This window comes from Pseudomonas sp. 10C3 (assembly GCF_036346185.1).
Taxonomy (GTDB): Bacteria; Pseudomonadota; Gammaproteobacteria; order Pseudomonadales; family Pseudomonadaceae; genus Aquipseudomonas.
The window spans coordinates 41,985-67,380 of record NZ_JASJVE010000024.1; the positions used below are offsets into that span (position 1 = coordinate 41,985).

The 25,396-nt window shown below is 57.3% G+C and carries 23 protein-coding genes and 3 pseudogenes; 11 read left to right on the forward strand and 15 right to left on the reverse strand.

Annotated elements, in window-relative coordinates:
• Window positions 1-48 precede the first annotated feature (48 nt).
• The 6 genes from QN399_RS21075 to QN399_RS21100 all read right to left on the reverse strand — a co-directional run bounded on the left by QN399_RS21075 (window position 49) and on the right by QN399_RS21100 (window position 7,283).
• Window positions 49-2,514 carry an EAL domain-containing protein gene (locus QN399_RS21075; RefSeq protein WP_330201584.1) on the reverse strand — a complete coding sequence of 822 codons (2,466 nt, stop codon included), beginning with the start codon at window positions 2,512-2,514 and terminating at the stop codon, window positions 49-51.
• Window positions 2,515-2,747: 233 nt separating this feature from the next.
• Window positions 2,748-4,526, reverse strand: a complete 1,779-nt coding sequence (locus tag QN399_RS21080; RefSeq protein ID WP_330201598.1) for an ABC transporter ATP-binding protein — start codon at window positions 4,524-4,526, stop codon at window positions 2,748-2,750.
• 31 nt (window positions 4,527-4,557) lie between these two features.
• On the reverse strand, window positions 4,558-5,160 hold the full coding sequence (locus QN399_RS21085; RefSeq protein WP_330201599.1) for a DsbA family protein: 603 nt from the start codon (window positions 5,158-5,160) through the stop codon (window positions 4,558-4,560).
• A 36-nt stretch (window positions 5,161-5,196) separates the two neighbouring features.
• Window positions 5,197-6,135, reverse strand: coding sequence for a rhodanese-related sulfurtransferase (locus QN399_RS21090; RefSeq protein WP_330201585.1), 939 nt, complete (start codon window positions 6,133-6,135; stop codon window positions 5,197-5,199).
• A 290-nt stretch (window positions 6,136-6,425) separates the two neighbouring features.
• Complete coding sequence (locus QN399_RS21095; RefSeq protein ID WP_330201586.1) at window positions 6,426-6,725, reverse strand: BolA family protein; 300 nt, start codon at window positions 6,723-6,725, stop codon at window positions 6,426-6,428.
• Window positions 6,726-6,752: 27 nt separating this feature from the next.
• The gene (locus QN399_RS21100; RefSeq protein WP_219063900.1) at window positions 6,753-7,283 is read right to left on the reverse strand and encodes a DUF2059 domain-containing protein; all 531 of its coding nucleotides are present in this window, start codon (window positions 7,281-7,283) and stop codon (window positions 6,753-6,755) included.
• Window positions 7,284-7,456: 173 nt separating this feature from the next.
• Between QN399_RS21100 and QN399_RS21105 the strand changes: the two genes are divergently transcribed.
• Together QN399_RS21105 and QN399_RS21110 are read left to right on the forward strand one after the other, a co-directional pair.
• On the forward strand, window positions 7,457-8,851 hold the full coding sequence (locus QN399_RS21105) for a class II fumarate hydratase (RefSeq protein ID WP_330201587.1): 1,395 nt from the start codon (window positions 7,457-7,459) through the stop codon (window positions 8,849-8,851).
• On the forward strand, window positions 8,844-9,458 hold the full coding sequence (locus tag QN399_RS21110) for an NAD(P)H-dependent oxidoreductase (protein WP_330201588.1): 615 nt from the start codon (window positions 8,844-8,846) through the stop codon (window positions 9,456-9,458). The genes QN399_RS21105 and QN399_RS21110 overlap by 8 nt, the downstream gene beginning before the upstream one ends.
• A gap of 58 nt (window positions 9,459-9,516) precedes the next feature.
• Here QN399_RS21110 and QN399_RS21115 read toward each other — a convergent pair whose 3' ends face one another.
• Window positions 9,517-10,476 carry a DMT family transporter gene (locus QN399_RS21115; protein WP_330201589.1) on the reverse strand — a complete coding sequence of 320 codons (960 nt, stop codon included), beginning with the start codon at window positions 10,474-10,476 and terminating at the stop codon, window positions 9,517-9,519.
• 232 nt (window positions 10,477-10,708) lie between these two features.
• On the opposite strand from QN399_RS21115, the gene QN399_RS21120 reads away from it, so the two are divergent.
• Entirely contained in the window at window positions 10,709-10,921 is a 213-nt protein-coding gene (locus QN399_RS21120; protein WP_330201590.1) for a DUF6316 family protein, read from the forward strand.
• A 3-nt stretch (window positions 10,922-10,924) separates the two neighbouring features.
• Here the strand turns inward: QN399_RS21120 and QN399_RS21125 are convergent, their stop codons facing one another.
• Window positions 10,925-11,530 (reverse strand): DTW domain-containing protein, encoded by a 606-nt coding sequence (locus QN399_RS21125; protein WP_330201591.1) that lies wholly within the window; start codon window positions 11,528-11,530, stop codon window positions 10,925-10,927.
• Window positions 11,531-11,539: 9 nt separating this feature from the next.
• Window positions 11,540-12,433, reverse strand: a complete 894-nt coding sequence (locus tag QN399_RS21130; protein ID WP_219063906.1) for a LysR family transcriptional regulator — start codon at window positions 12,431-12,433, stop codon at window positions 11,540-11,542.
• A gap of 166 nt (window positions 12,434-12,599) precedes the next feature.
• On the opposite strand from QN399_RS21130, the gene speB reads away from it, so the two are divergent.
• From speB to QN399_RS21155, 5 genes and pseudogenes are all read left to right on the forward strand, one after another.
• A complete protein-coding gene (gene speB / locus QN399_RS21135; RefSeq protein WP_330201592.1) occupies window positions 12,600-13,550 on the forward strand; it encodes an agmatinase in 951 nt (316 codons plus the stop codon).
• A 9-nt stretch (window positions 13,551-13,559) separates the two neighbouring features.
• Window positions 13,560-13,954: pseudogene (locus QN399_RS21140) on the forward strand (nuclear transport factor 2 family protein).
• A gap of 42 nt (window positions 13,955-13,996) precedes the next feature.
• Window positions 13,997-14,489: pseudogene (locus tag QN399_RS21145) on the forward strand (hypothetical protein); the annotation flags it as partial.
• A gap of 156 nt (window positions 14,490-14,645) precedes the next feature.
• The gene (locus tag QN399_RS21150; RefSeq protein WP_330201593.1) at window positions 14,646-16,040 is read left to right on the forward strand and encodes a sodium:solute symporter; all 1,395 of its coding nucleotides are present in this window, start codon (window positions 14,646-14,648) and stop codon (window positions 16,038-16,040) included.
• A gap of 305 nt (window positions 16,041-16,345) precedes the next feature.
• Window positions 16,346-16,606 (forward strand): hypothetical protein, encoded by a 261-nt coding sequence (locus QN399_RS21155; RefSeq protein ID WP_322181047.1) that lies wholly within the window; start codon window positions 16,346-16,348, stop codon window positions 16,604-16,606.
• Window positions 16,607-16,733: 127 nt separating this feature from the next.
• Here the strand turns inward: QN399_RS21155 and QN399_RS21160 are convergent, their stop codons facing one another.
• The 3 genes from QN399_RS21160 to rmuC form a co-directional block, all read right to left on the reverse strand.
• Entirely contained in the window at window positions 16,734-16,856 is a 123-nt protein-coding gene (locus QN399_RS21160; protein WP_306823067.1) for a PA1414 family protein, read from the reverse strand.
• 210 nt (window positions 16,857-17,066) lie between these two features.
• On the reverse strand, window positions 17,067-17,990 hold the full coding sequence (locus QN399_RS21165) for a DMT family transporter (RefSeq protein ID WP_330201594.1): 924 nt from the start codon (window positions 17,988-17,990) through the stop codon (window positions 17,067-17,069).
• Window positions 17,991-18,161: 171 nt separating this feature from the next.
• Window positions 18,162-19,526, reverse strand: coding sequence for a DNA recombination protein RmuC (rmuC, locus tag QN399_RS21170; protein WP_330201600.1), 1,365 nt, complete (start codon window positions 19,524-19,526; stop codon window positions 18,162-18,164).
• Window positions 19,527-20,656: 1,130 nt separating this feature from the next.
• Here rmuC and QN399_RS21175 point away from each other — a divergent pair.
• The 3 genes from QN399_RS21175 (at window position 20,657) to QN399_RS21185 (ending at window position 23,151) form a co-directional block, all read left to right on the forward strand.
• The gene (locus tag QN399_RS21175) at window positions 20,657-20,881 is read left to right on the forward strand and encodes a hypothetical protein (protein WP_322181053.1); all 225 of its coding nucleotides are present in this window, start codon (window positions 20,657-20,659) and stop codon (window positions 20,879-20,881) included.
• Window positions 20,882-21,239: 358 nt separating this feature from the next.
• A complete protein-coding gene (locus QN399_RS21180) occupies window positions 21,240-21,719 on the forward strand; it encodes a hypothetical protein (RefSeq protein ID WP_322181055.1) in 480 nt (159 codons plus the stop codon).
• A 148-nt stretch (window positions 21,720-21,867) separates the two neighbouring features.
• Complete coding sequence (locus QN399_RS21185) at window positions 21,868-23,151, forward strand: outer membrane protein transport protein (protein ID WP_330201595.1); 1,284 nt, start codon at window positions 21,868-21,870, stop codon at window positions 23,149-23,151.
• Window positions 23,152-23,251: 100 nt separating this feature from the next.
• On the opposite strand, the pseudogene QN399_RS21190 reads toward QN399_RS21185, so the two are convergent.
• The 3 genes and pseudogenes from QN399_RS21190 to QN399_RS21200 all read right to left on the reverse strand — a co-directional run.
• Window positions 23,252-23,356: pseudogene (locus QN399_RS21190) on the reverse strand (glutathione peroxidase); the annotation flags it as partial.
• A gap of 85 nt (window positions 23,357-23,441) precedes the next feature.
• A complete protein-coding gene (locus QN399_RS21195; RefSeq protein ID WP_322183158.1) occupies window positions 23,442-23,564 on the reverse strand; it encodes a hypothetical protein in 123 nt (40 codons plus the stop codon).
• Window positions 23,561-24,769 (reverse strand): MFS transporter, encoded by a 1,209-nt coding sequence (locus QN399_RS21200; RefSeq protein ID WP_330201596.1) that lies wholly within the window; start codon window positions 24,767-24,769, stop codon window positions 23,561-23,563. The genes QN399_RS21195 and QN399_RS21200 overlap by 4 nt, the downstream gene beginning before the upstream one ends.
• Between the last annotated feature and the right edge of the window lie 627 nt (window positions 24,770-25,396).

Sequence of the window (25,396 nt, forward strand, 5' to 3'; positions counted from 1 at the left end):
TTTTGGCCTCCTTTTTTGGGGTGTCATTGTTCGGTCGCGCACTGCGTTTTAGCGGAATGTTCCTGGCACCCTGAACAACAAAGGTGCTGGGCGAACCGGCCGGGAATACAAACTTTCACACGTAAACACTTGCGGGCGCTGGATGATGTAGCCCTGCGCGAAATCGACGCCGATCTCTAGCAGTGCCTGTTCAATCTGCGGGGTTTCGACAAACTCGGCAATGGTCCGTTTGCCCATCACATGCCCAATATGGTTAATCACTTCAACCATCGCGCGATTGACAGGATCATCCAGCATGTCCTTTACAAAACTGCCATCGATCTTCAAAAAGTCTACTGGCAGATGTTTGAGGTAGGCGAACGACGACATCCCCGCACAAAAGTCATCCAGCGAGAACAGACATCCCAAGCCTTTTAGCTCATTAATAAAGCGGATGGCACTGCCCAGGTTTGAAATGGCACTGGTCTCCGTGATCTCAAAACAAATCAGGTCGGGCGGTATTTGGTATGTATCGAATTGCTCTTTCAGATACGCCAGAAAAGCATCATCGCCAATACTGGTCCCCGACAGGTTGATCGCGCATATCGCCATCGGCCCGCTGTGCTTTGCCTCGCGCAGGCATTGCGCGATGACCTTGAATACGTTCTGCACCACCCAGCGATCCAGCGTGGTCATCAGGCCATAGCGCTCGGCGGCCGGAATAAAGCTGTCCGGCAGAATCATCTGACCTGTTTCATCGCGTAGTCGCAGGAGAACTTCGATGTGCCCTCCCGCATGTTCACCGACATTCCCCAAGTCGGCGATTTCCTGGGAATACAGGCAGAAACGATTCTCTTCGAGGGCCATGTGCAGCCGCTGCACCCAGGCCATTTCGCCGAAACGCATGGACAGCTCAGAGTCGTCCGCGTGGTAGACCTGCACTCGGTTGCGGCCCTTTTCTTTGGCCATATAGCACGCCATGTCGGCCGTGCGCAGTGAGGCCTCGAGGGTAGTCGGCACATGGGTAATGTGCACCAGCCCAATACTGATGGTGGTGACGAAAGGCCGCCCCTTCCAGACAAAATGCAGGCTTTGCACGGTTTGACGCAGGCTTTCCGCAATGATTTCCGCTGTTTCCTGCGGGCAGTTCTCCAGAAGGATGCCGAACTCATCACCGCCCAGTCGCGCCAGGGTGTCGCCTTCGCGCAAGCCCTGTTGCAGCACGGTACAAATGTGCCGCAGCAACTCATCCCCCGCGGCGTGACCACTGGTGTCATTGACCAGCTTGAATTGGTCAAGATCGAGAAACAACAGCGAATGGCGACCGGCATGACGCGCCAGATTACTGAGCGTCTGCTCCAGTCGATATTCAAACTCGCGCCGGTTGGCCAGCCCGGTCAATGCATCGTGGGTCGCCTGCCAGGACAGATTGGCGATGTATTGCTGCTCTTGGGTCATGTCATGCAGAACCAGCACGGCACCGCTGACTTTGCCGTCGGACTGGATCGGTGAACCCACCAGCGCTACTGACACCGTGGAGCCGTCCAGACGCTGAATAGACTGCGAATGTTCGCTGGCGCTACTCAGCTTGCCGCCCAGGATGTGTTCTATCAGGGTAAAACTGTCTTTCTGGTCGTTCTCATCCAGCAGATTGAACAGCGCAGCCAGCGGCAAACCACTGGCCTGCTCGCTCTTCCAATGGGTCAGGTGCTCGGCGGCCGGGTTCATGTAAGTGATCGAGCCCTCGACATCGGTGGTGATCACCCCGTCGCCTATGGACTCCAGCGTGATTTGCGCCCGCTCTTTTTCCAGTTGCAGCGCACTGGCGAAAGCGTGCCGCTGTATCAGCAATTTATGCGCGCGCAACAGTGCCAGAAGAATCAGCACCACTGCCGTTGCGAAGTTGGTGATCAACAACAGGCGCAGAATGAACCGCGAACCCTCCCCCAGCGCATCGCTGAAGGCTTTGGCCGCAGGTGTGACACCCTCGTTGATCGCATTGATCTGAGACTTCCAGCCACGCACATCATCGTTGGTCGCACTGCCCTGGCTGATACGGGCGTGCATCTGCCGGGCAACGGCATCGAGTTGTACCAGGTAGCCGTCACCGACTTTCCACAGCTCAATGGCTTTTTCCATGTAGCTGAAATGACGAAAGTTCAAATACAGCCAGATGATACTCGGGACGTCATCCGGGTGGTTTCCACCTTGCAGGATACCGAGACGAGCCGCCCCGATCTCAGGGATCGATCCGTCGAGCGCGACCCGTAGATCATGACTACCCTGCGGAATGGCAATGGCTTGCTGGTACTTCTGATAGTGCGGCTCATCCCGACTGTTGGCATACAGGTTGAGGTAGTAAATGGCATCCTTTTGCCCTTTGGACCACATGCTCTCGCCGGCGACATACCCGCGAACGGCAGACAGCACATACAAGCTCACGCACCCCAGAAGCGTCTGGAACAGCACGACCGCTATAAATGGCCAAACAATGCCCAGCAAACGGGGCCTCTCCAGAATCCGCTTTTTCTTCATGGCTTCCCTTACATAAGCGTTTCTGATACTCACCCTGCAGCTTGAGTGATAGTCCTGGAAAGAGCCTAGGCTAAAATCGGACAAGACGGCAGACCATTTTCTCAAGTTTGAGACGCAATACCGCCCGGTGGGGCCCTTTCGTTGGCAGTCCATCTAGACGATAGAAAACGCATAAGAAATTCGTAGCGCTACGATCTATTCATAACCGGGTCTTCAACAAGACCGTTTGGTTATTATATTTGCTGAAGATGACCGTACAGCTTTGCGTACAGGCCACCCTCGGCGATCAATTGGTGGTGATCGCCCTCTTCGGCAACGCGTCCGCCATCGAACACCAGCACCCGATCTGCCTGTTTCACCGCTGACAAGCGGTGGGCAATGATCAGGGTTGTCCGGCCGCTGAGGAAGTGCGCCAAGGCTTGGTGCAGGTTGTATTCAGTCGCTGCGTCGAGTGCCGAGGTGGCTTCGTCGAGAATCACCACTTTGGGGTCGGCCAAGACCATGCGCGCAATCGCCAGCCGCTGGCGCTGACCACCGGACAAGCGCACGCCAGAACGCCCGACGATGCTGTCCAGTCTCTGCGGCAGGGCGCTGATGGTGTCGTCGAGCTGGGCGATTTCCAGCGCGCGCCAGCACGCTTCATCGGTGCGCTCACGGCCCATGGTCAGGTTGGCGCGTACCGTGTCGTTGAACAACGCCGGATGCTGAAGCACCACCGCGACGTGTTCGCGCACGGTTTCGAGACCGATCTCCTGCTGGCTTGCGCCGCCAAACCGGATGCTGCCCGCTTGAGGCGTGTACAGCCCCAACAGCAATTGGACCAAGGTACTTTTGCCACCACCACTGGCGCCTACAATCGCAACCTTTTCTCCTGGGGCAATCGACAGGTTCAATTGATCCAGCACCAGTTCTTCGCCATACCCAAAACTCAGGCCACGCACTTCGATATCGACCGTTTCCCGCCCCGTGAACGGGTCTGCACCGCCGGGGTATTGCGGCTCATCGGCGCGCGCCAGCAGCTGGTTGATGCGAGTCAGCGCACCGCCTGCGGCGTAGTAGGCGTATTGCAGATTGAGCAGCTGTTCCACCGGGCCGATCATGAACCACAGGTAGCTGAACACCGCGAGCATCTGGCCGATGGACAGGTCGGAAAACAATACGGTGAGCATCGCCGCCGCGCGGAAAATATCGATACCGAACTGGAACAACAGTCCGCTGGCCCGGCTTGAAGCATCGCTTTTCCATTGGGAAGCGATGGCGTAGTTGCGAACCTCTTGCGCCCGCACCCCTAGGCGCCCCAGAAAGAAGCCCTGGCGATTGCCAGCACGCACTTCCTGAATCGCATCCAGGGTTTCGGTCAGCGCCTGGGTGAAGCGAGAGGTGCTGTCGTTCTCGAGCTTTTTCAGGTGCTTGACCCGCTTGCCCAACTGCACCGTGGCGTAAATCACCAACGGGTTGAACAGCAGGATCAGCAACGCCAACTGCCAATGCATCCAGACCAGAATGGCGGCGGTGCCGGTCAGGGTCAGCATGGCGACGAGGAAACGGCTCAGGGTTTCGCCAACGAATTTGTCCAGGGTGTCGAGGTCGGTCACCAAATGCGTGGTGACCGTGCCGCTGCCCAGACTTTCGTACTCGCTGAGGGAGATACGTTTGAGGCGCTCGATCAGACGTATCCGGATGCGGTAAACGATGTCCTTGGCCAGCCGGGCAAACAGGCGCGCCTGCAGCACATTGAACACCAACGCCCCCAGGCGCAGGGCAAACGTCACCAGCAACATCAGGCCAATGTAGCCCACTGCTTTATGCAGGCTGTCGGGCAGCAGGTGGTTCATGAATTTAAGCGCTGAATCGCCGTGCCCGAGCAGCACTTCATCGACCAGCAAGGGCAGGAGCAAGGGGATTGGCACACTGCACAAGGTTGCCAGCACAGCCACGCCGTTGGCGATCCACAACGCCTTTTTATGATGAAGTGCCAGACGGCGGATTTCGGCCCAGCTTAGTCGATCGATACGAGGTGCAGCTTCAGGGGGGCTCGGTTGCTCATGCACAGGCAGCGCGCTCCAGCCAACGGCCGAGCAACGGAGCTAATTGGTCAAGAGGTTGATAGCCGTTGGTCAGTAGCGCTAACTGACCGTTACGCTCGGCGAGCAAGGTCGGAAAACCGGCGATGCCCAGATCCTGTACCCAGGTGAAGTCCGCTGCCGTGGCCGCGCGCTGTTCAACACTGTCGAACGCTTCGGCAAATTCGATTCGGGGCAAACCGGCCTGTTCCGCCAGCTCCACCAGAACCGAGGCGCGGGTCACATCGCGGCCTTCGACGTAGAACGCCTGCTGAATCAATTTGACCAGCGTCCAGGCGCTCTCCGGATCAAGGTCTCGCGCCGCGACCAGTGCGCGGCAAGCCGGCTCGGTGTCGTAGACAAAACCGTCCGGCAGCGCGCCCTCAAAACGAAAAGGCTGACCGGTGGTATTCGCCACCGCTTGCCAGTGTTCGAGGATATAGCGCTTGGTGGTGGGTTCCAGCGCGGCACCGCTGCCCGTGCGCAACCCACCCGCCACCAGATGCAATACAACGCCCGCCGCTTTCGCCTGCTGCACCAGAGCCTCGGCCACCGGAGCAAAGCCCCAGCACCATGAGCACATGGGGTCCATCACGTAGAGCAGGCGGGCTTGCATGTCTCAGGCCTCTGTTGGCAGTCGGTAGTTGCGACCAATCGGGTGCGGTTGATTGCGTGCCTTGGCCAATTCGATCTGCTTTTGCCGATCAATGGCGCTGCGGCGAGTCTTCTCGCTCAATTTATCCCAACAGTGCGGGCAACTGATACCCGGTACGTAGTGTTCGCTGGCACGGTCCTCAACGCTGATCGGGGTCCGGCAGGCGTGGCACTGATCGTAATCGCCTTCGCTCAAGTCGTGGCGCACGGTGACGCGGTTGTCAAAAACGAAGCAGTCACCACGCCATAAGCTTTCTTGCTGCGGTACTTGCTCAAGGTATTTGAGGATGCCGCCCTTGAGATGATAGACCTCATCGAAGCCCTGACCGAGCATGTAGCTCGAGGCTTTTTCGCAGCGAATGCCACCCGTGCAAAACATGGCGACTTTCTTGTGCTTGGCTGGGTCGAAGTGAGCTTTGATGTAGTCAGGGAACTCACGAAAACTGGTGGTTTTCGGATCAATGGCGCCTTCGAAGGTGCCAATCGAGACTTCGTAATCATTGCGGGTGTCGATCAGCAGGACTTCCGGGTCGCTGATCAGCGCGTTCCAGTTTTCCGGATCGACGTAGGTGCCGACACTCTTGTTCGGGTCGACGCCTTCGACGCCCAAGGTGACGATTTCTTTCTTGAGTTTGACCTTGGTGCGATAGAACGGCTGATCATCGCAGTACGATTCTTTGTGATCGATATCGATCATGCGTGGATCGTTTTTCAACCAGGCCATCAAGCCGTCAATGCCTTCGCGGGTACCGGAAACGGTGCCGTTGATGCCTTCTTCAGCGATAAGCAGGGTGCCTTTGATGCCGTTATCGACCATCGCCTGCAACAGCGGCTCGCGCAGGGCGACGTAATCGGTGAGGGTGACGAATTTATACAAAGCCGCCACGACAATCTTTTGATTCATGCTGCGTCTCCAGGTGGGTGCTCTCGCAAAGAGCCGACCCGATGCAAAAAAAAACGCGCCGGCTAATGCGGCGCGTTGTGGATTCTAACAAAACTGCAATGTCTGAGACAGGCATCGAATCTGACTCTGGCCTAAGGTCGTAGCAACTGAGTTCATCACGCCAATCGCTGATCCCCTGTAGGAGCTGACTTGTCTGCGATCGGCCGCGTAGCGGTCGCAAAGATCGAAACATTGCGCAGCATTCGAAATTTTTTAAGGTCCTTCGGCCCTTATCGCAGACAAGTCAGCTCCTACAGTTTGCTACCACCGGCGCAGGTCGGTGAATCTGGGGCCGCGCCGGTTTTCGCCCATTCGTCAGGCGTGTAGGTGTGCAGCGCCAAAGCGTGGAACTCACCCATCAAATCACCCAGCGTGGCGTAAACCTTCTGGTGACGCTTGACTGCATTCAACCCGGCGAACTGATCACTGACCAGTACCGCCTTGAAGTGGGTCTGCAGACCACGGCTGTGCATGTGGCTTTCATCAAGCACTTGCAGATGCTGCGGCTGCAAGGCGGCCAAAGCCGCCTCGATTCGCTGTTGCATGGTCATGTCTGCCTTCATTTACGCCAACTGCGCTTATGGCTTTTTGGCCGGAGCAGCAGGAGCAACGGCTTTTGCCGGTTCCAGTTCTGCGGTCATGTCAGCCAGCAATTTGTTGACGACAGGCACTGCGCTTTCCAGTTTGCCCTGGGTCAATTGAGCCGACTGCTGAGTCAGCTCAGGCATCTTGGTCAGTACTTTCTTGCCCAATGGGGACTGATAGAACGCGACCAGATCCTTCAACTCGCTTTCGGTGAAGTTGGCGGTGTAGAGCTTGACCATGTCTGGCTTGAGCTTGTCCCAGCCGATAGCGCGATCCAGGGCTGCGTTGGCTTTGGCCTGATAGGTCTCAAGCAGGGCCTTTTTCGACTCAGGGGCTTTGGTTTCGGCAAAGCGCTGCTGGAACATTTGCTGCACTTGCATGTAAACCGGTGTGCCCAGTTTGTCGGCATGAGCCAGCTTCAGGAATGTTTCAGCACTGGCGTTGTGGCTGGCGGTGTCGGCAAAAACCTGGCCGCTGGCGCATACCAGAGCAACCGCGGTACAGATGGCACGAAGACGGGTCATCGAGTTTCCTTATCATCTAGCAGGCGAGGCAGAACCCCAAGACCGGTCATTCTGCGCCCATGTCTGCTTACTGCTCAACCCCCGACTGGCGAGCGGTTAAAAACGGAGCTTAGGGAACCCAACCCGGTTAACTGAGCCTAAACTTCGCAATCAGACCTTAAGGAGTGAGCCCGATGAGCCGTATCGAGACCGACAGCATTGGCCAGATAGACGTACCTGACGATGCTTACTGGGGGGCACAGACTCAACGCTCACTGATCAATTTCGCGATTGGCAACGAGCGTATGCCGCTGGCCGTGTTGCATGCCCTGGCGCTGATCAAGAAAGCCGCCGCGCGGGTCAACAACCGCAATGGCGACCTGCCTGTCGACATCGCGCGCTTGATCGAACAATCGGCTGACGAGGTACTCAGCGGTCAGCTGGATGAGCAATTCCCCCTGGTGGTCTGGCAGACCGGCAGCGGCACCCAGAGCAACATGAATGTCAACGAGGTGATCGCCGGCCGCGCTAACGAGCTGGCCGGCAAAGGGCGCGGCGGCAAAGCGCCGGTCCACCCCAACGATCACGTGAACCGCTCCCAGAGCTCCAACGATTGTTTCCCGACGGCGATGCACATTGCGGCGGCGCAGGCGGTTCAAGAGCATCTGTTACCCGCGATTGCCGAGCTGTCCGACGGGCTCGCCGAACAATCGGCGCGACACATGAAGCTGGTCAAAACCGGGCGCACCCACCTGATGGATGCCACACCGATCACCTTCGGCCAGGAGCTCTCGGCGTATGTCGCACAGCTTGATTACGCCACACGGGCAATTCGCAATGCATTGCCTGCCGTGTGTGAACTGGCTCAAGGCGGCACCGCTGTCGGTACTGGCCTGAACTCGCCACACGGGTTCGCCGAAGCGATTGCCGCCGAACTGGCTGCCCTTTCCGGTCTGCCGTTTGTCACTGCGCCGAACAAATTTGCCGCGCTGGCCGGTCATGAGCCGCTGACCACGTTATCGGGTGCCCTGAAAACCCTGGCCGTGACCCTGATGAAAATCGCCAATGACCTGCGCCTGTTAAGTTCTGGACCCCGTGCCGGGCTGGCCGAAGTAAGGCTGCCGGCCAATGAACCCGGCAGTTCGATCATGCCCGGCAAGGTCAACCCGACTCAGTGCGAGGCGTTGTCGATGCTGGCCTGTCAGGTGCTGGGCAATGACGTAGCCATTGGCTTCGCGGCCAGTCAGGGCCATCTACAATTGAACGTGTTCAAGCCGGTGATCATCCACAACCTGCTGCAATCGATTCGTTTGCTGGGTGATGGTTGCAGCAATTTCCAACAGCATTGCGTTGCCGGCATGGAACCGGATGCCACGAAAATGGCGGAACACCTGGAGCGTGGTTTGATGTTGGTAACCGCACTGAACCCCCATATCGGCTACGACAAATCGGCGCAGATCGCCAAGAAAGCTTACAGCGAGGGACTCACCCTGCGTGAAGCGGCCCTGGCATTGGGTTATCTGACCGAAGAACAGTTCGACGCTTGGGTGCGTCCGGAAAATATGCTGGAGGCAGGCAGCAATGGGTGATCTGAAAAGCGGCGCCACTCCACTGGAAGGGGACGGCAAACGCGTCCTGATGATTTTTGGTACGCCGAAAACCATTAGCCTCTGCCACGCATTGGGCGAAGCATATGCCCGAGGCGCACGCAGCGAGGGGCATGTGGTGCGGATGCTCAAGTTGGGTGAGTTGGAGTTCGATCCGGTGCTGCGTTATGGCTATGAACAGAGCCAAGCCCTGGAGCCAGACCTGCTGGAGGCTCAACGACAGATTCATTGGGCCCAACATGTGGTGTTTGTTTACCCCATCTGGTGGGGTGGCCTGCCAGCGTTGCTCAGCGGCTTTTTCGACCGGGTATTTTTACCCGGCTTTGCGTTCAAGGCCCATGGTCGCAAACACCCTTCGAACGAGCTGCTCAGGGGGCGCACCTCCGAGATACTGGTGACCATGGACACCCCGCCGCGCTACTTTCGCTGGGTCTATGGCGCCCCGGCGCACCGGCAGTTGGTGCGTACGATTCTGGATTTTTGCGGGATCAAAAACCAACGCTTGAAAGAGTTCGGCCCGGTGCACAGCTCGTCTGAAGAGCAACGACAGAAGTGGTTGCGAGAAGCCGAGCAGTTGGGCCGGGTTTAGGGGGCGGTTTTTTCGGAATACCTTCGCGAAAGGGTCAGTACGCGCCACCTGCTACCCATCAAACCCCGGCCATCCTGGCCCGCCGTGCCCGCAAGCCCGCCATCAACGAGGGACCAAGGGCCGTGAGGGCTGAGCCGAGTACCACCAACACCGCACCGCTGTAGCCCAACCCATTGATGTCTTCGGCCTGGACATAATCAGGCCATAACCAGGCGGCGGTCGCCACGGAAGCAAAGGTCACCAACGGCGTGATCGCCAACGTCGCACTCACCCGAGACGCCTCCCAATGGGCCAGCGCTTCGGCGAAAGCACCGTACGCCACCAGCGTGTTCAGGCAGCAGGCCAGCAATAACCAACCTTGCAACGGGCTCAGCTGCAACGCCTCCATCGGATGCGCCCACGGCGTCACCAACAGTGCGCAGAACAGGTAAATCACCATCATCACTTGCAGTGAGTTCCACACCGTCAACAATTGCTTCTGGCTCAAGCCATAAAACGCCCAGACAGCCGACGCCAGCAGCACCGTGAGAATCCCCGCCGTGTAGTCGCCCAACGAGGTCAGCAACTCGATCAGCCGCTGATTGAAGAACAGGCCAAAGCCGATCAGCAGGACCAGTAAGCCTATCCCCTGCCCCAGACTGAAACGCTCCTTGAACAGGAAAATACTGCTGATCAGCAGCAGGACCGGCCCCATCTGGATCACCAGCTGTGTGGTGCCGGGGCTGAGCATTTTAAGGCCGATCAAATACAGCACGTAGTTGCCCACCAACCCACAGACCGCAAGTGCCACGAGCCCCTTACCTTTGCGCCCCAGCACGTTGAAACTTGGCAGGCGCCCTACCGATGCCAGCCAGATAAACAGCAGCGAGCCGGAAACCAGTAGCCGAAACCAGGTCACCGTGACCGGATCCATCACTTGCAATACTTGCTTGAGCTTGACCGGCAGAATGCCCCACAGCACCGCTGTCACCAACGCCAGTGACAGACCGTACAACCAGCGCCCAGAAGAGACATGCATCGCAGATAATCCTATAAACGAGCCGTGAAAAGGCAGTACAGCAGAGCCGTCATTCTAGACGCGGTTTGGCCTGCGACACAGGGACAGTTGCGCGCAGAGATTTCCGGAAAGTGTGTTAATTGATGGCCGCCGGCCACTTATCCGATGTATTCCTGCCCGCTATTGGCAAGATTTAAACTAGGCTTTGTCCGCCACCACAGCTGTCCACTACGTCCAATCCCAGGAAACGACCATGTTCGGAAAGCGCGCACAGGATCCAGTCCCGACCGTCCACTACCGCTGTGATCGTGTTTCGCTGGTCAATGGGCAGTACTTTTTCAGTACCCGGGAAAACACCCTGGAAGGCCCGTTCCCAAGCCGCACCGATGCGGAGCGTGAAACCGATGCCTATATCCAGCGAATGCGGCGGATCAAGGCAGAGCAACAGTCCTCACTGAACGGTTGATGCTCAAAGATGGTTGCGCTGATAGGTGTCCTCGCCCATCGCTGCAATTTGCCCGTCGATCAGGGCCTCGAAAGGCCGCAATAGCGCCTCGAACGTTTTTGGCGCCTCTAACGTCTGCAATGCCTGGACAATGGCTTCTACTGTCGACAGCGCACCCGGCCCCGGCGCTTTACGCAGTCGATAGCGTGAAGGCATGGTTTGCGCCAGAGTCACCCGGGGTAGGGCCGCCAGCAGTGGATTGAGGTGCAGTAACTTGCGCGCCTTACGCCAAGTGCCGTCCGGTACGACCAACAACATCGACCTACTTCCCGCCTCACCGCCTTCGCTCCGGTAAGCCTCCAACGGCTGCGCATCGTCGGCGGGGAACAGCAGCCTTGCCTGATAACCGGGCGGGTTCAGTAGTGCAGGCAAGTCATCGAACACTTCCCCCACAATCAATTCGGCATTGTTCAGCCCAAGCGCCGCCAGCCGTGCCGTGTTCAGGGCGTGATTGACTTCGCTCGGGTGCTGCAAAATCAGCACCCGGGTGCGGCTGTCGAGTTGCGGGATCAGCGCACACAGGCAATGAGTTTCAGGTCGCAGGCAGCGGGCGCATTGGGCGCGGGACATAGGTTCTCCTCAGCTCTGATTGAGCTGCGCCTTGAGCAAATCACGGAAAGTCTGGATCAACGGTTCGCGACTACGGCCACGGCGCACGATCATCGAGAACGGCGCCTGGTAGCCGAACGTCGCGGGCAGCAACACCCGCAGATGACCGGAGTCTGCCCAGGCTTGCGCGTAATGCTCCGGCAGGTAGCCGATATAGGCGCCGGACAGCACCAGAATCAGCTGCGCTTCCATACTTTCCACGGTCGCAGCGCTGTGCTTGAAGCCATGCCGCGCCAGCTCGGCCTGGCTCCAATAACCACGCCCGACCATGCGCTGCTGAGTGATGACTTGCTCGGGGATGCGCCGCTCGGTAAACAATGGATGGCGATTGCTGCAATACAGCCAGTGTTGCTCGCGGTACAACGGCTGATAGACCAGCCCGCTCATGCGCGTGGAGAAGGCGCCGATGGCCAGATCGAGGCGATTGTCCTGCACGCCGAGCTGCAATTCGTAGGGACTCATCACTGACAGGTGCAGATGCACCGCTGGATGTTCCTGGCTGTAGGCTCCAATGGCTTCGGCGAACGGCAGTGCGCGGTCACTGACGGTGGAGTCGATTACCCCGAGGTTGAGCGTGCCACGCAGTTCGCCTTTGAGGGCGGCGGCGTATTGCTCGAAATCCTCCAGCTCACCGAGCAAACGCAGGGTCTCCTGATGGAACAGCTCGCCCTTGCTGGTCAAGCTGAAACCGCCCCGCCCGCGATGGCACAACACCAGCCCCAAGGCCGCTTCGAGCTGACTCATGTAGGTGCTGATGGCCGAGGTCGACAGGTTGAGTTCCTGCTGAGCGCTGGCAAAACCCTGATGACGCACCACGCTGACGAAGATGCGCAACAGTTTCAGGTCGGGTAACGCGTTGGCCATGAGGGTTCCGGGTGATTAGCAGGAAGACACACATCCCCCTGTAGCTATGTCAGAGTTTAAGCGATAGTTTAGAAATCTCTGAACTAAGTATTTTGCCTCAGCGATTCTTTCAATCCTTCGTACTTTGCAAAATCCGCCTAAATCTCAACAACGATGAGGCAATCCCGTGGAAAAGATTTTTCACCAACCACTGGGCGGCAACGAAATGCCGCGCTTCGCCGGCATCGCCACCATGATGCGTCTACCCCACCTGCAATCGGCTGCTGGCCTGGATGCGGCCTTTGTTGGCGTCCCGCTGGACATTGGCACCTCGCTACGCCCTGGCACCCGCTTCGGACCGCGTGAGATTCGCGCCGAGTCGGTCATGATTCGCCCGTACAACATGGCCACCGGTGCTGCACCTTTCGATTCCCTGTCCGTGGCCGATATCGGCGACGTGGCGATCAACACCTTTAACTTGCTGGACGCTGTGCGCATCATCGAAGAGTCCTACGACAAAATTCTCGAACACGATGTCATCCCTCTGACACTGGGCGGTGACCACACCATCACCCTCCCCATCCTGCGCGCCATGCGTAAAAAGCACGGCAAGGTTGGCCTAGTGCATATCGACGCCCACGCTGACGTCAACGATCACATGTTTGGCGAGAAAATCGCCCATGGCACAACCTTCCGCCGCGCAGTAGAAGAAGGCCTGCTCGACTGTGATCGTGTGGTGCAAATTGGTCTGCGCGCTCAGGGTTATACCGCCGAAGACTTCAACTGGAGCCGCAAACAGGGCTTCCGTGTGGTTCAGGCCGAAGAATGCTGGCACAAATCCCTCGCCCAACTGATGACTGAAGTCCGTGAAAAAGTCGGCGGCGGTCCGGTGTACCTGAGCTTCGATATCGACGGTATCGATCCCGCGTGGGCACCCGGCACCGGCACCCCTGAAATCGGCGGCCTGACGACTATCCAGGCAATTGAAATCATCCGTGGCTGCCAGGGCCTCGACCTGATCGGTTGCGATCTGGTAGAAATCTCGCCACCTTACGACACCACCGGCAATACCTCGCTGCTGGGCGCTAACTTGCTGTACGAGATGCTCTGCGTACTCCCCGGCGTTGTGCACCGCTGAGGGATGACCATGAGCGACCGTGATGATGTCCTGCAAGCCGCCGCCGACCTAGTGACGGCGTTTGCAAACAATGATCACGAAGCCTACTTCAGCGCCGATGCCAGCTTCGTTTTTTCCCCCTCGAACAACCGCTGTTGACGCGCGATGCCTATCAGGCGTTGTGGGACAGCTAACGGCTGGAGGGGTTTGAAGTACTCCGCTGCGTTTCCAGTAATGCTCACGTCAGTCTGCAAGGCGACGTCGCGATTTTTATCCATGACGTTGCCACCGAGCTGCGCATGCAAAGGGAGCAAAGCCTTAGCCAAGAGCGCGAAACCATTGTGTTCCGCCGACAACACGCCACTGAAAAACAACAAGAAGGCCGTTGGCTGGCCTGCTACGAACATTTGTCCGCACTCCCATAAGGCTGACACCTCCTTAGCCCAATGAAATGATCGGAGCAGATCATGAATAACAACAAAAACGACCAAAGCATCAACAGCATCGAGACGTTCGGGGTTGGACAGATCCCCGATCACGCACGTACCGCAACCCCCCGCGATCTGTTCCGGATGATTTCTGGTGGGTCCAATACCTTCTGGTTTGTTCGCGATTCTGGTGCTGACCGCGTGCATCTAAGGCTTCCGCTTCCTGCTGTGGGTCAACAAGATCGCCGTGTGGAGCGCCAGCCTGTTATTCCTGCTGGGCATCTTCGCCTTCGCCGGCCTATACGACATCAACTTTGCCGGCAGCGTCAGCTTGGGCAAAGAAGGGTTCTGGGCAGCCTCTATCGGCTCTGCATTGGTCGCCATGAGCTATCCGATTTCCTTCGGCGCGTTCCTCGGCGACTGGTCGCGTTACATACCCCGCGACACGTCGAAAACCAGAATAATGCTGGCCGTGATCATCGCTCAGGCTGCTACGCTGATTCCATTTCTGTTTGGCCTGGCAACGGCGACCCACGCCACCAAGACAACAAAGCCGCTGATACCGCCACGCTGCGACAAACCGTCTGATCCATCAACGCTCGCGGCGGGCCTGCCTGTGTGACCCTGCCTGCAGCGACGCCACGTCAGATTCTCGCTTCAACATAAAAAAAATAATAGGAAACTCTCCATGGCTTTAGATATTTTCGTCGTCCTCATTTATGCCGCGGGCATGCTAGTGCTCGGCTGGTACGGCATGCGCAAAGCAAAAACCCACGAAGACTACCTGGTCGCTGGGCGTAATCTGGGCCCAACCTTGTACATGGGCACCATGGCGGCCACCGTCCTCGGCGGCGCGTCTACCGTTGGCACCGTACGGTTGGGGTATGTGCACGGGATTTCCGGTTTCTGGCTGTGCGCGGCCTTGGGCCTGGGGATCATCGCGCTGAACCTGTTCCTCGCCAAACCGCTGCTCAAACTGCGAATTTTCACCGTCACTCAAGTGCTGGAAAAGCGCTATAACCCGATGGCCCGTCAGGCCAGCGCGGTGATCATGCTGGCGTATGCACTGATGATCGGCGTGACCTCGATCCTCGCCATCGGCACCGTGATGCAAGTGCTGTTCGGTTTACCGTTCTGGGTATCGGTTTTGCTCGGCGGCGGTGTCGTGGTGGTGTATTCGGCGATTGGCGGCATGTGGTCGCTGACCCTGACCGACATCGTTCAGTTCGTGATCAAGACCGTTGGCCTGATGTTCATCCTGTTGCCGATCTGCCTGTACCGCGTTGGCGGCTGGGATCAACTGGTCGCCAAGCTGCCAGCATCGAGCTTCAGCTGGACCACCATCGGCTGGGACACCATCATCACGTACTTCCTGATCTACTTCTTCGGCATTCTGATCGGCCAGGACATCTGGCAGCGTGTGTTCACCGCACGCACTGACAAGATCGCCAAGTACGCGGGCTCCATCGCCGGGGTTTACTGCATTTTTTACGGTCTGGCCTGCGCCCTGATTGGCATGGCCGCTCATGTATTGCTGCCGGATCTGGACAACGTCAACAACGCCTTCGCCGCCATCGTTAAAGTCTCGTTGCCCGACGGTCTGCGTGGCCTGGTCATCGCCGCAGCCCTGGCCGCCATGATGTCCACCGCCAGCGCCGGTTTGCTCGCAGCATCGACGACCCTGACCGAAGACCTGCTGCCACGCCTGCGCGGCGGCAAACAGTCGAGCCTGGGCATCAATCGCCTGTTTACTCTGCTCACCGGCCTTGTGGTACTCGCTATCGCGCTGGTCGTGAACGATGTGATCAGCGCCCTGACCCTGGCCTATAACCTGCTGGTGGGCGGCATGCTGATTCCATTGATCGGCGCAATCTACTGGAAGCGGGCGACCACCTCGGGGGCAATCACCAGCATGGCACTGGGTTTCCTGACCGCGCTGGCGCTCATGCTCAAGGATGGTTTCGACGCCAACACACCGATCTACTACAGCCTGTCGGTCGGTTTGATCAGCTTCGTGGTGGTCAGCCTGTTGTCACCCCGCCCCATGACAATGGCTAATACGGTCAAACCCCGCACGGCGTGAGTCCGGATTACCTTGAGCGGGTGGCACGCTTGGCGTCCACCTGCTTTTTTTGGCGCAGAAGAAAGAACCTCGATGAAAATCGTCGCACGGAGGCCACTTCCCGAGCTTTTCAGGGGCGCGCCTGCAAGAGTTGATTGACCGGTGGATGCACGAGCACGCGGCCCGGTAAATCCTTGCACCTGATACACCGCGGATTGAGCTAGCCTGATGGAGTAGCGGTCTACCCAAGCTATGGACCGCGCACGATTCCCTGGTTTCGGCAGTACCGGGTTAACTCTCTGGACATCGCAGAAACAGGGGCTTTCATGGAGCGGCCAGACATTCAGCAACGCGTCTACAACACCTTGGGTGTCATGCTGATCGATAAATCCGAGATACGCGAAAACGCAACGCTCAGAGACCTGGCGCTGGACGATCTCGAGGTAGAGGATTTACTCGATCAGCTGGAATTTGATTTCGACATCATCTTCCCGGCCCGCATCAAAGACCGAATATACAAAGTACCGGAGCATCTGACCCTGCAAATCCTGGTCGACGTAATTTTGGTGCTAAGCACAAACGATTGAAATTAAAAGGATTTTTGCGAGAGGTTTTAACGTAATGGCCTGGTTCTGCGGTTGATTTGATCAACAGCGAAACCGGGCCTTTTAATGCCTGCAGATGAAGCACTGTGACAATGAAACCGTCGATCACTTACCGACGCGGGCGTCGCCGTTCATCATCAGTGCGGATAGGAATGGGCTGGAGTTTTGGCCGTTCGATCAGGCCCAGGGCAACTCCGAGGTCATGGAGCCATTCTTGCAATTTACTGTTCATCACGCCCCCCTTCAGGGAAATACTCAACGACTGACATCCGCTAGCCGCGTCTTATTCATCATAGTTCCGGGACCTACTTTACGCCTGCTACAGAGTGTCGCGGAAAAGAATTTGTGACATATAACCTCATTTTACGCAGCGCTCGTCGTTTCGCAGTTCAAAGCCTCTGTCGCAGAGAGGTAAGCCCGGTCTTTCTGATCACCTGGTCAATCAGGCCCAGAGCTTAAACCGGCGGCGTATCCACTGCTCGCCGCTGACCAGCGTAATCCCCAACAGCACCAACACTGCTCCGATCACGAAGTTGAAGCTCAACGGCTCATTAAGCAGCAGCACGCCGAAGGTCACGCCAAACAGGGGTGTCATGAATGAGAACACCGCCAGATTTGACGCCAGGTAACGGCGCAGCAGCCAGAACCAGATCAAATAGCTGAAGAAGGAAACAACCAGCGCCTGAAACAGCACGCTGGCGACTGCGACAGGCGTCAGGGTCACATGACTGACCTGTCCATTACTGACGGCAATCACCAGCAAAGCGACAAAGCCGACCATCAGTTGATAGAACAAGGTCAGCGTCACCGGTGCTTCAGACAGCCGCGACGCCCGCACCACCACCGTGGTTGCGCCCCACGCCATGCCTGCAAGAACACCCAGCGCGTCGCCGATCAGCATATTGCGGTCCATGCCACTCAATGACAGACCGCCAACAAAGGCCGTGGTGATACCTGCGAACGCGAGAAAAATGCCCATCCATTGCAAGGTGCGCAAGCGTTCGCTGGGCAGCAACCAGTGCAGGCCCAGCGCAGTGAATACCGGTGCGGTATAAAGAAACACCGACATGTGCGCCGCCGAGGTTAATTGCAGGCCCTCGGAGATAAACAGAAACTCCAGTGCAAACAAGGCACCGGCAAGTAGACCGCCGCGCCAGGTACTGCTCATATGCCGCAGACCACCGCGCCAGATCATAAGAATGCCCACCAGCAGCGCGGCAATGCCCGAGCGGCCAGCCGCCTGCATGATGGGCGCGATATCCGGCGCAGCCCACTTGATCATCACTTGTTGCACGCCCCAGATCAGGCAGAGGCCCAGCATGACTTGCAGGGCAAAAGCATCGGCACTTTTACGCGGCGCACTCATGATTGAAGGTGATACAGGCTGAACATGGCAGATCCAGATAGGCAAAATGTTATGGATTATTGATCAATCGGTCGAAAAATGTATGGGCAAAAGCGACATCGGTTTATTTAAAAGGATCGATGACGACGGAGGAGATTGTCTTCGCGCACGGGCTGTCGATCTCTCCCAGGATCATTCAGGCAACTGCACCAACCCATCATCATCGGTCATGGCCCTTTCAAGCAGGTCCGCCGGCAAGTTTTTACTGGCGCGGGCGCCCAGTAGTTTCAGTTGCTCGCTGCGGCTGACCAGGTTGCCGCGCCCTTCGGTGAGTTTGTTGCGGGCAGCCCCGTACGCTTTGTCCAGCTGTTGCAGGCGATTGCCGACTTCGTCCAGGTCCTGGATGAACAGCACAAACTTGTCGTACAGCCAACCTGCCCGCTCAGCGATTTCCCGCGCATTCTGGCTCTGACGTTCCTGCTTCCACAGGCTGTCGATCACGCGCAAGGTGGCAAGCAAGGTGGTCGGGCTGACGATCACGATGTTGCGATCGAACGCCTCTTGAAACAGGTTCGGCTCCGCCTGCAACGCGGCGGAAAAAGCCGCTTCGATGGGCACAAACAGCAACACGAAGTCCAGGCTGTGCAAGCCTTCGAGTCGCTTGTAATCCTTGCCCGACAGGCCTTTGACATGGTTGCGCAAGGACAGCACATGCTGCTTCAACGCGGCTTGACCAATCACCTCGTCATCGGCGCTGACGTACTGCTGGTAAGCGGTGAGACTGACCTTGGCATCGACTACCACTTGCTTGTCGCCGGGCAACATAATCAGCACATCCGGCTGAAAGCGCTCGCCATCCGGACCTTTGAGGCTGACTTGCGTCTGGTACTCACGCCCTTTTTCCAGCCCTGCATGCTCAAGCACCCGCTCAAGAATCAATTCACCCCAATTACCTTGGGTCTTCTGGCCCTTGAGTGCGCGCGTCAGGTTGGTGGCTTCATCGCTCAAGCGCTGATTGAGCTGCTGCAGGCGCTCCAGCTCTTTGCCCAGCGAGAAACGCTCGCGAGCTTCTTGTTGATAGCTTTCTTCGACACGTTTTTCGAAGGACTGAATCCGCTCTTTCAGCGGGTTGAGCAATTGCCCCAGTTGCTGTTGGCTGGTCTCGGCGAAGCGCTGTTCGCGCTCATCGAAGATTTTCCCGGCCAGCTCGGCGAACTGCGCACGCAATTCATCACGCGACCCTTGCAGGTCGCTCAGACGCTGTTGATGGCTTTCCTGCTGCTCGCGCAATTCGGCACCCAGCGACGCGCAGCATGCGTCAAGACGGCGCAGTTCGGCTTCTTTGCCGGCACGCTCCAGGCTCCAGCCTTGAGCGGCTTCATGGGCGTTATCGCGCTCCTGGCGCAACAGCTCGACTTCCCGGCGCACCGCCGCAAGGTCAGCCTGTTTGGCCGCATTGGCGTGGCTCAGGTCACTGATTTCATCACGGCTGGCGTCGAGCTGGGCACCAAGACCATCTTGAGCCAACAGCGCATTACTCAGACGCTCGTCGAGCAACGCCGCGTCGGCCTGCTGCCGTGCCAGCCGTCGCTGCAGCTGCCAAGCCAAGGCCAACAACGGCAATGCCGCGCCAGCAAGGCCAAGCAGGAGGCTGGTCAGGTCCAATGCCATAAAAACTCCGGGGGTTATAACGTCTATGCACTGAGGGGGTATCGTGCCGGGCATTATGCTTAGAACAGACCGCCACGGCGACAGTCGGTATTCTCATCCGAGCCTGTTAATTCCAAAAAGAAATAGCAGACGCCGTTGATAAACGATCCTCCTCATGGAGGATTCTGCGAATCCCCCTACGCCAACCATGGCACCCGCGGACTAGAGCAAGCGCTTGGGACAATCCACAGAAGCTGTGGATAACTCAGTGGACAACCCACCGTGAACCTTCGCAAACGCCTATAGAACGTGGCCTGCGTTCAAACTGACGCTTTTTTCACCAATGAAAAAAAACGATGTTTTTCATTGACTTAATAATTCACCGCAAGAAATCAAGCGCTTGGGATCGGTTGTGACAGTGGCATGACAGGTTGTTGTGCCAGTGTGTACAACTCGATCACTGGCGGTTATAACGCGACCCTCGTTTTGACCCAACATCTGTATAGAACTCGGCGGACGACATTGCCCCCTACCCAGCCTGCTCCGCGCACCTGCAATTAATTTGATTAGCTGGCTTCCAATCCAAGACTCGATCCGCTATCATCGCGGCAGTTAGTACCAAGCTGAAAGTCAATTCTGGTCGAAACAGTCCCCCGGCAAACGCTTTTCCAATGTGAAAGTGTTGCCGACCACACGGGATCGACCACCTAGATGGTTTCCAGGCATGAACTCGACACACGGCCTTCCTGAATGACGGGAAGGGTGTAGCGCAGCTCTCATGCTCTGACTCAACCAACCTGCAGATTGATCAGGAACTTCACCCAGGGCCTCGAACCTTTGCCCTTGTTGTGTTGCCTGCCCTCCTAAGTACCTACCAGTCAGCCCAAGCGCCATACGATAAAGCGCGCTTCAAACTGTCTGCTTTGTTCCAGTCAGGTTCTTCGCCCCGCCGTGCTTTGCATTGGCCCGCGTTTTACTGGAACGTTTTTATTTTGCACGGTTTTATACCGTGTCGTTTGTAGGAAACACCCATAACCATGACTACTCATATCCAGACTCAGGATGCCATTCGCACCCTAACCAGCGCATTTGCTCCAATGAATTGCCTGATCATGGCCGCTCGCAAAGGCTGCTTCAGCTTCACCATCGTCAACGAACACGGCATCGCTCGTCACAGCGAACGCTTGTACCCTGATCAGTACTCCAGCGCCGAACCGCTGCAAGCCGTGATCGAGCGTACACGCCAGGCACTGGTTGCCTGACGGAATGCCAGCCGCTGGCTGAATCGCTCCATCAAAAAACCTCGCCTTTCAAGCGAGGTTTTTTATTGCCTGTGATTTACCCAGTGGCTGGACAGGCGGTCTCCAAGCCTGCTTCTCGCCTGGATTTTTGACCCTTTATCACCCGAGCAATGAGCATGAGCTAAGCACAAAGGGATATATACGCCATAATCCGCTGGCATAAATATTTTAAAAACAGCCCTTTACGCCCGAAATATGACACTACACTTCAACTCAAGCGGCCTAGGCTGCTTCCGGCGAGCCTGATCCGATTCACCGCTGCCACGCGCCACGGCCTCGCCGGCTCTAATTGCTTTACAAGGGATGTCACGAGGGCTTTATGGGAATCGCCGCCAGTGAACTGTGTCGATATGTGATCCGCCCCACGCTGATCTATCTTGGACGTTATTGCTCTACTGCGGAATCCTTGCTGCTCGGGGTCGCCGCCAGTCAATCGGCACTCGGCGAGGCACTGGACAGCCGGCGCGCTCATGGGCTGTACCGCATCACCGAAGTTCGTCACCAGCATCTCTGGGATGACTACCTGGCACTGGACCCGGAACGAGCCAGTCTCGTACGAGGCCTTGCCAGTCAGCATGCATTTCTCAAGGGACCGCACCTGGAACTGACCGTTAATCTGCGTTATGCCACCGCCATCGCCTGGCTGTTGATCGAAGCACAAGGTAAACCCTTGCCCGCTGAAAACGACGTGCTGGCCATGGCAAGAATTTGGCGTCAAACCTTCCAGCCACAGGGTCGCTTACGCGATTTCACTGCGGCCTGGCACTCCTGTGTAGCCCCCCTTCATCACGTCGCCTGAGTTTTTTCTCCAGCCGCAAGATCGCTGCAGATCGACGCACTTGGGCAAATTGTCCTACAAGAAGGCTCTATCTCGGGCCATTCAGGCTATGGCGCTTATACGAAAATGTTGGTAATTTCCGCCCCGTGATCAACACGGAGTTCTAATAATGAAAAAAGTAATGCTCAAGACCACACTTAGCCTCGCCATAGGCATGGTATCCACTCAAGTTTTTGCCTCAGGCTTCGCGCTCAACGAACAAAGCATCAGTGGGATGGGCACAGGTTTCGCTGGCCGCTCTTCGTCTGCCGAAGACGCCAGTACAGTATTTGGTAACCCGGCAGGCATGTCGCGCCTCAAGCGCCAACAAGTCACTGGCGGGATGGCGGCCATCGACGCCAAGACTGATATCTCCGATGCCCGCGGCAATCGCCCCGGCACCAACAAAGGTGATATGGTCCCATTCACCGCAGTGCCCATGGGTTTCTATGTCAAGCCAATCGATGACCATTGGGCATTCGGTCTGGGGGTCTACGCGCCGTTTGGCCTGATCACCGATTACGAAAAAAGCTTTCAGGGCCGCAACTTCGGCAGCAAAAGTGAAGTCAAGGTCGTCACCTTCCAGCCGACCGTCAGCTATGCCTTCAATGACAAGGTGTCTATCGGTTTCGGCCCGACATTCAACCGCATTTCCGGCAATCTGGAATCCGCGCTGAAGACCCGGTACTCGCCTAATGACGGCAGCGTCCAGATCAAGGGCGATGATATCGGCTATGGCTACAATATCGGTATTCTGGTTCAGGCGACTGACACCACGAGCGTAGGCCTGACCTACCACTCGAAAGTCAGCTATACGCTCAATGGCCACACCCAAATAGAAGCCGGTGCAGGCACACCTTCCCAAGTGCTGAAAAACGCTCGTTACGATGCATCCCTTGCAATCGAGACACCCGAGTCGGCAGACTTTTCGGTCACTCAAAGTCTGACTGACGACTGGAAACTGTATGCAGGTAGCACCTGGACTCGCTGGAGCCGCCTGAAAGACATCACTGCCGAAAATAAAGGAGTCACTGCCGCCACTGGTGGTGCCCTCGCCCCGACTGCATTCACCACCATCACGGAAGAGCAGAACTGGCATGACACCTGGGCCTACGCGCTGGGTACTTCCTACCAGTTGAACAAACAGTGGGTACTGCGTACCGGCCTGTCCTTTGACCAGTCGCCTACCAACAACACTAACCGTTCGCCGCGCATCCCAACAGGCGATCGTACGATCTTCAGTCTCGGTGCCGGCTACAGCCCAACCGAAGACCTGACAATTGACGTGGCTTACTCTTACCTCAAGGAAGAAGCCGTCAATATCAACCGTACTAACACACTTGGCCAAAACTACAGCGCCAAGTACGAAAACAGCGCGAACGGTTTCGGCGTAGGTGCAACCTACAGGTTCTGATTCGCGACGATCTGAAAGGCTCGTCAGCCGAACACGAAAAAGCCCTGCATCGTCACAGATGCAGGGCTTTTTTCATGGTCGCAGCTTGAAGCTCGGGCCATCAGGGTTTTGACGCGATGACTTGCTCGACAGCTGCAACAAAAGCGGCATCACCAGGCTTGGTAAGACTGGAAAAGTGGGCGATCACGTTACCTTGGCGGTCGATCTTGAATTGTCACGACGGCAACCCCACAGCCTTTATAGAGGTCAATGTCTCTGAAAGGTAAAATCCGCTTCACCCAATTGGATGCCTAGCAGGTACTCATGCCCAATTGCAGCGCACCCAGACCAACGTGCTGCCAGCCCCACCACACCAGCGCCAGCAGCAAAAAACCGAGGGTTATGCCACCGAGCCAAGGCCAGACGCTGTTCACAGCACCACGCCTTGAACCTGCAACCGCGCCACCGGCCTCTCGCGCACCGGCCAGTTCAGGGCAGCAGCCAGCAGGCTGAGAAGGATCGACACGTGCCAGATCAAATCGTAATTCCCCGTGCGGTCATACACCACGCCACCCAACCAGCCACCAAGGAAGGCACCCAATTGGTGGAACAAGAAGACGATACCACCGAGCATTGACAGGTTGCGCACCCCGAACAGGGTGGCAACCGTACCGTTGGTTAGAGGCACGGTGGAGAGCCACAGCAGGCCCATGGCGACGCCGAACAGGTAGGCCGTGGTCTCGCTCAGCGGCACCCACAGGAACAAGGCAATCACCACGGCGCGAATCAGGTACAGGCTGGTCAGCAAGCGTGGCTTGGACATACGCCCGCCCAGCCAACCGGCCGTGTAGGTGCCGAAAATATTGAACAGGCCAATCAGGGCCAACACCGTGGTGCCGACTTTGGCGGGCAGGTGTTGATCGACCAGATACGCAGGCAAATGCACACCGATGAAGACCACCTGAAAACCGCAGACAAAAAACCCCAAAGCCAAGAGCCAGAAACCCGAGTGGGTACAGGCTTCATGCAGGGCTTCACGCAGGGTTTGTTCGCCTCCAGTGAGTGGCGTCGGCACATCTTTGATCATTGCAACCAGCGGCAGAATCATTGCTACCAGCACGCTCAGCACCAGCAATGCCCCCGACCAGCCAAGCCAGCCAATCAGGCCGAGGGAGCCGGGTAACATGGCGAATTGACCGAATGAACCGGCCGCACTGGCGATGCCCATGCCCATGCTGCGTTTCTCGGGTGGCAGCGCTCGACCGACCACGCCCAGAATCACCGAAAACGAGGTGCCGGACAAACCGATACCAATCAATACACCGGCGCTCAGGGACAGGGACAACGGCGAATCGGCCATGCTCATGCACGCCAGGCCCACGGCATAAAGAATCCCACCGACAAACACCACTTTCGCCGCGCCGAAGCGATCCGCCAGTGCGCCTGCGAACGGCTGGGCCAGGCCCCAAATCAGGTTCTGGAACGCAATCGCAAAGGCAAATACCTCACGCCCCCAACCGAACTGAGCACTCATGGGCGCCAGAAACAAACCGAAGCCATGCCGCACACCCAGGGACAACGCGAGGATCAACGCACTCCCCAGCAAAATCCAACCACTGGTACGCCAGACCGATGTCATTTTTATTCTCCGGCTCGCTCATCAAGCCCTGCAAAGTAGGCGTATTAGGCCCGTAATCCAACCGACGAAAACTACGCTTCACGCACAACGACTGTCAATGAGCCAGACAAGGAGGGAGATGGTGGCTGACGAGAAGCCTCCGCAACAGGACGCGTAGTTGCAGGCCTACCCTTATCAAAAAAATGTAACTAATTGAAAAATAAATAAAATCTCTATAGAGACGCTGATCCCGGTAGGAGCTGATTTGTCTGCGAATAAGCCCGGCACGGGCTTCCGGCGGGGCTGGGTCTCCCACAGAGAATGCGATCAATCACACAATTTGGCTGAGACAGGAACACTGTGGAATCAGGCTTGCCTAGGCATAAACCAGCGCCAACACCACCAACACTGCCACTTCCAGTAATTCCAGGAGCGCGCCAGCGGTGTCGCCGGTGGTGCCGCCGAGTCGGCGTAGCATCAGGTGCCGTAGCCAGAAGAAACAGACACACGCCACCAGCAGAGCGATCAGACCGCTCACTCCCGCCAGTAACACACACACCACTACGCTCGACAGCAAGACCTGCTTGCCCAACGTACGTGGCAGGTGATCGGCCAGTGCTTGCCCCAACCTGTCTCTTATACACATCT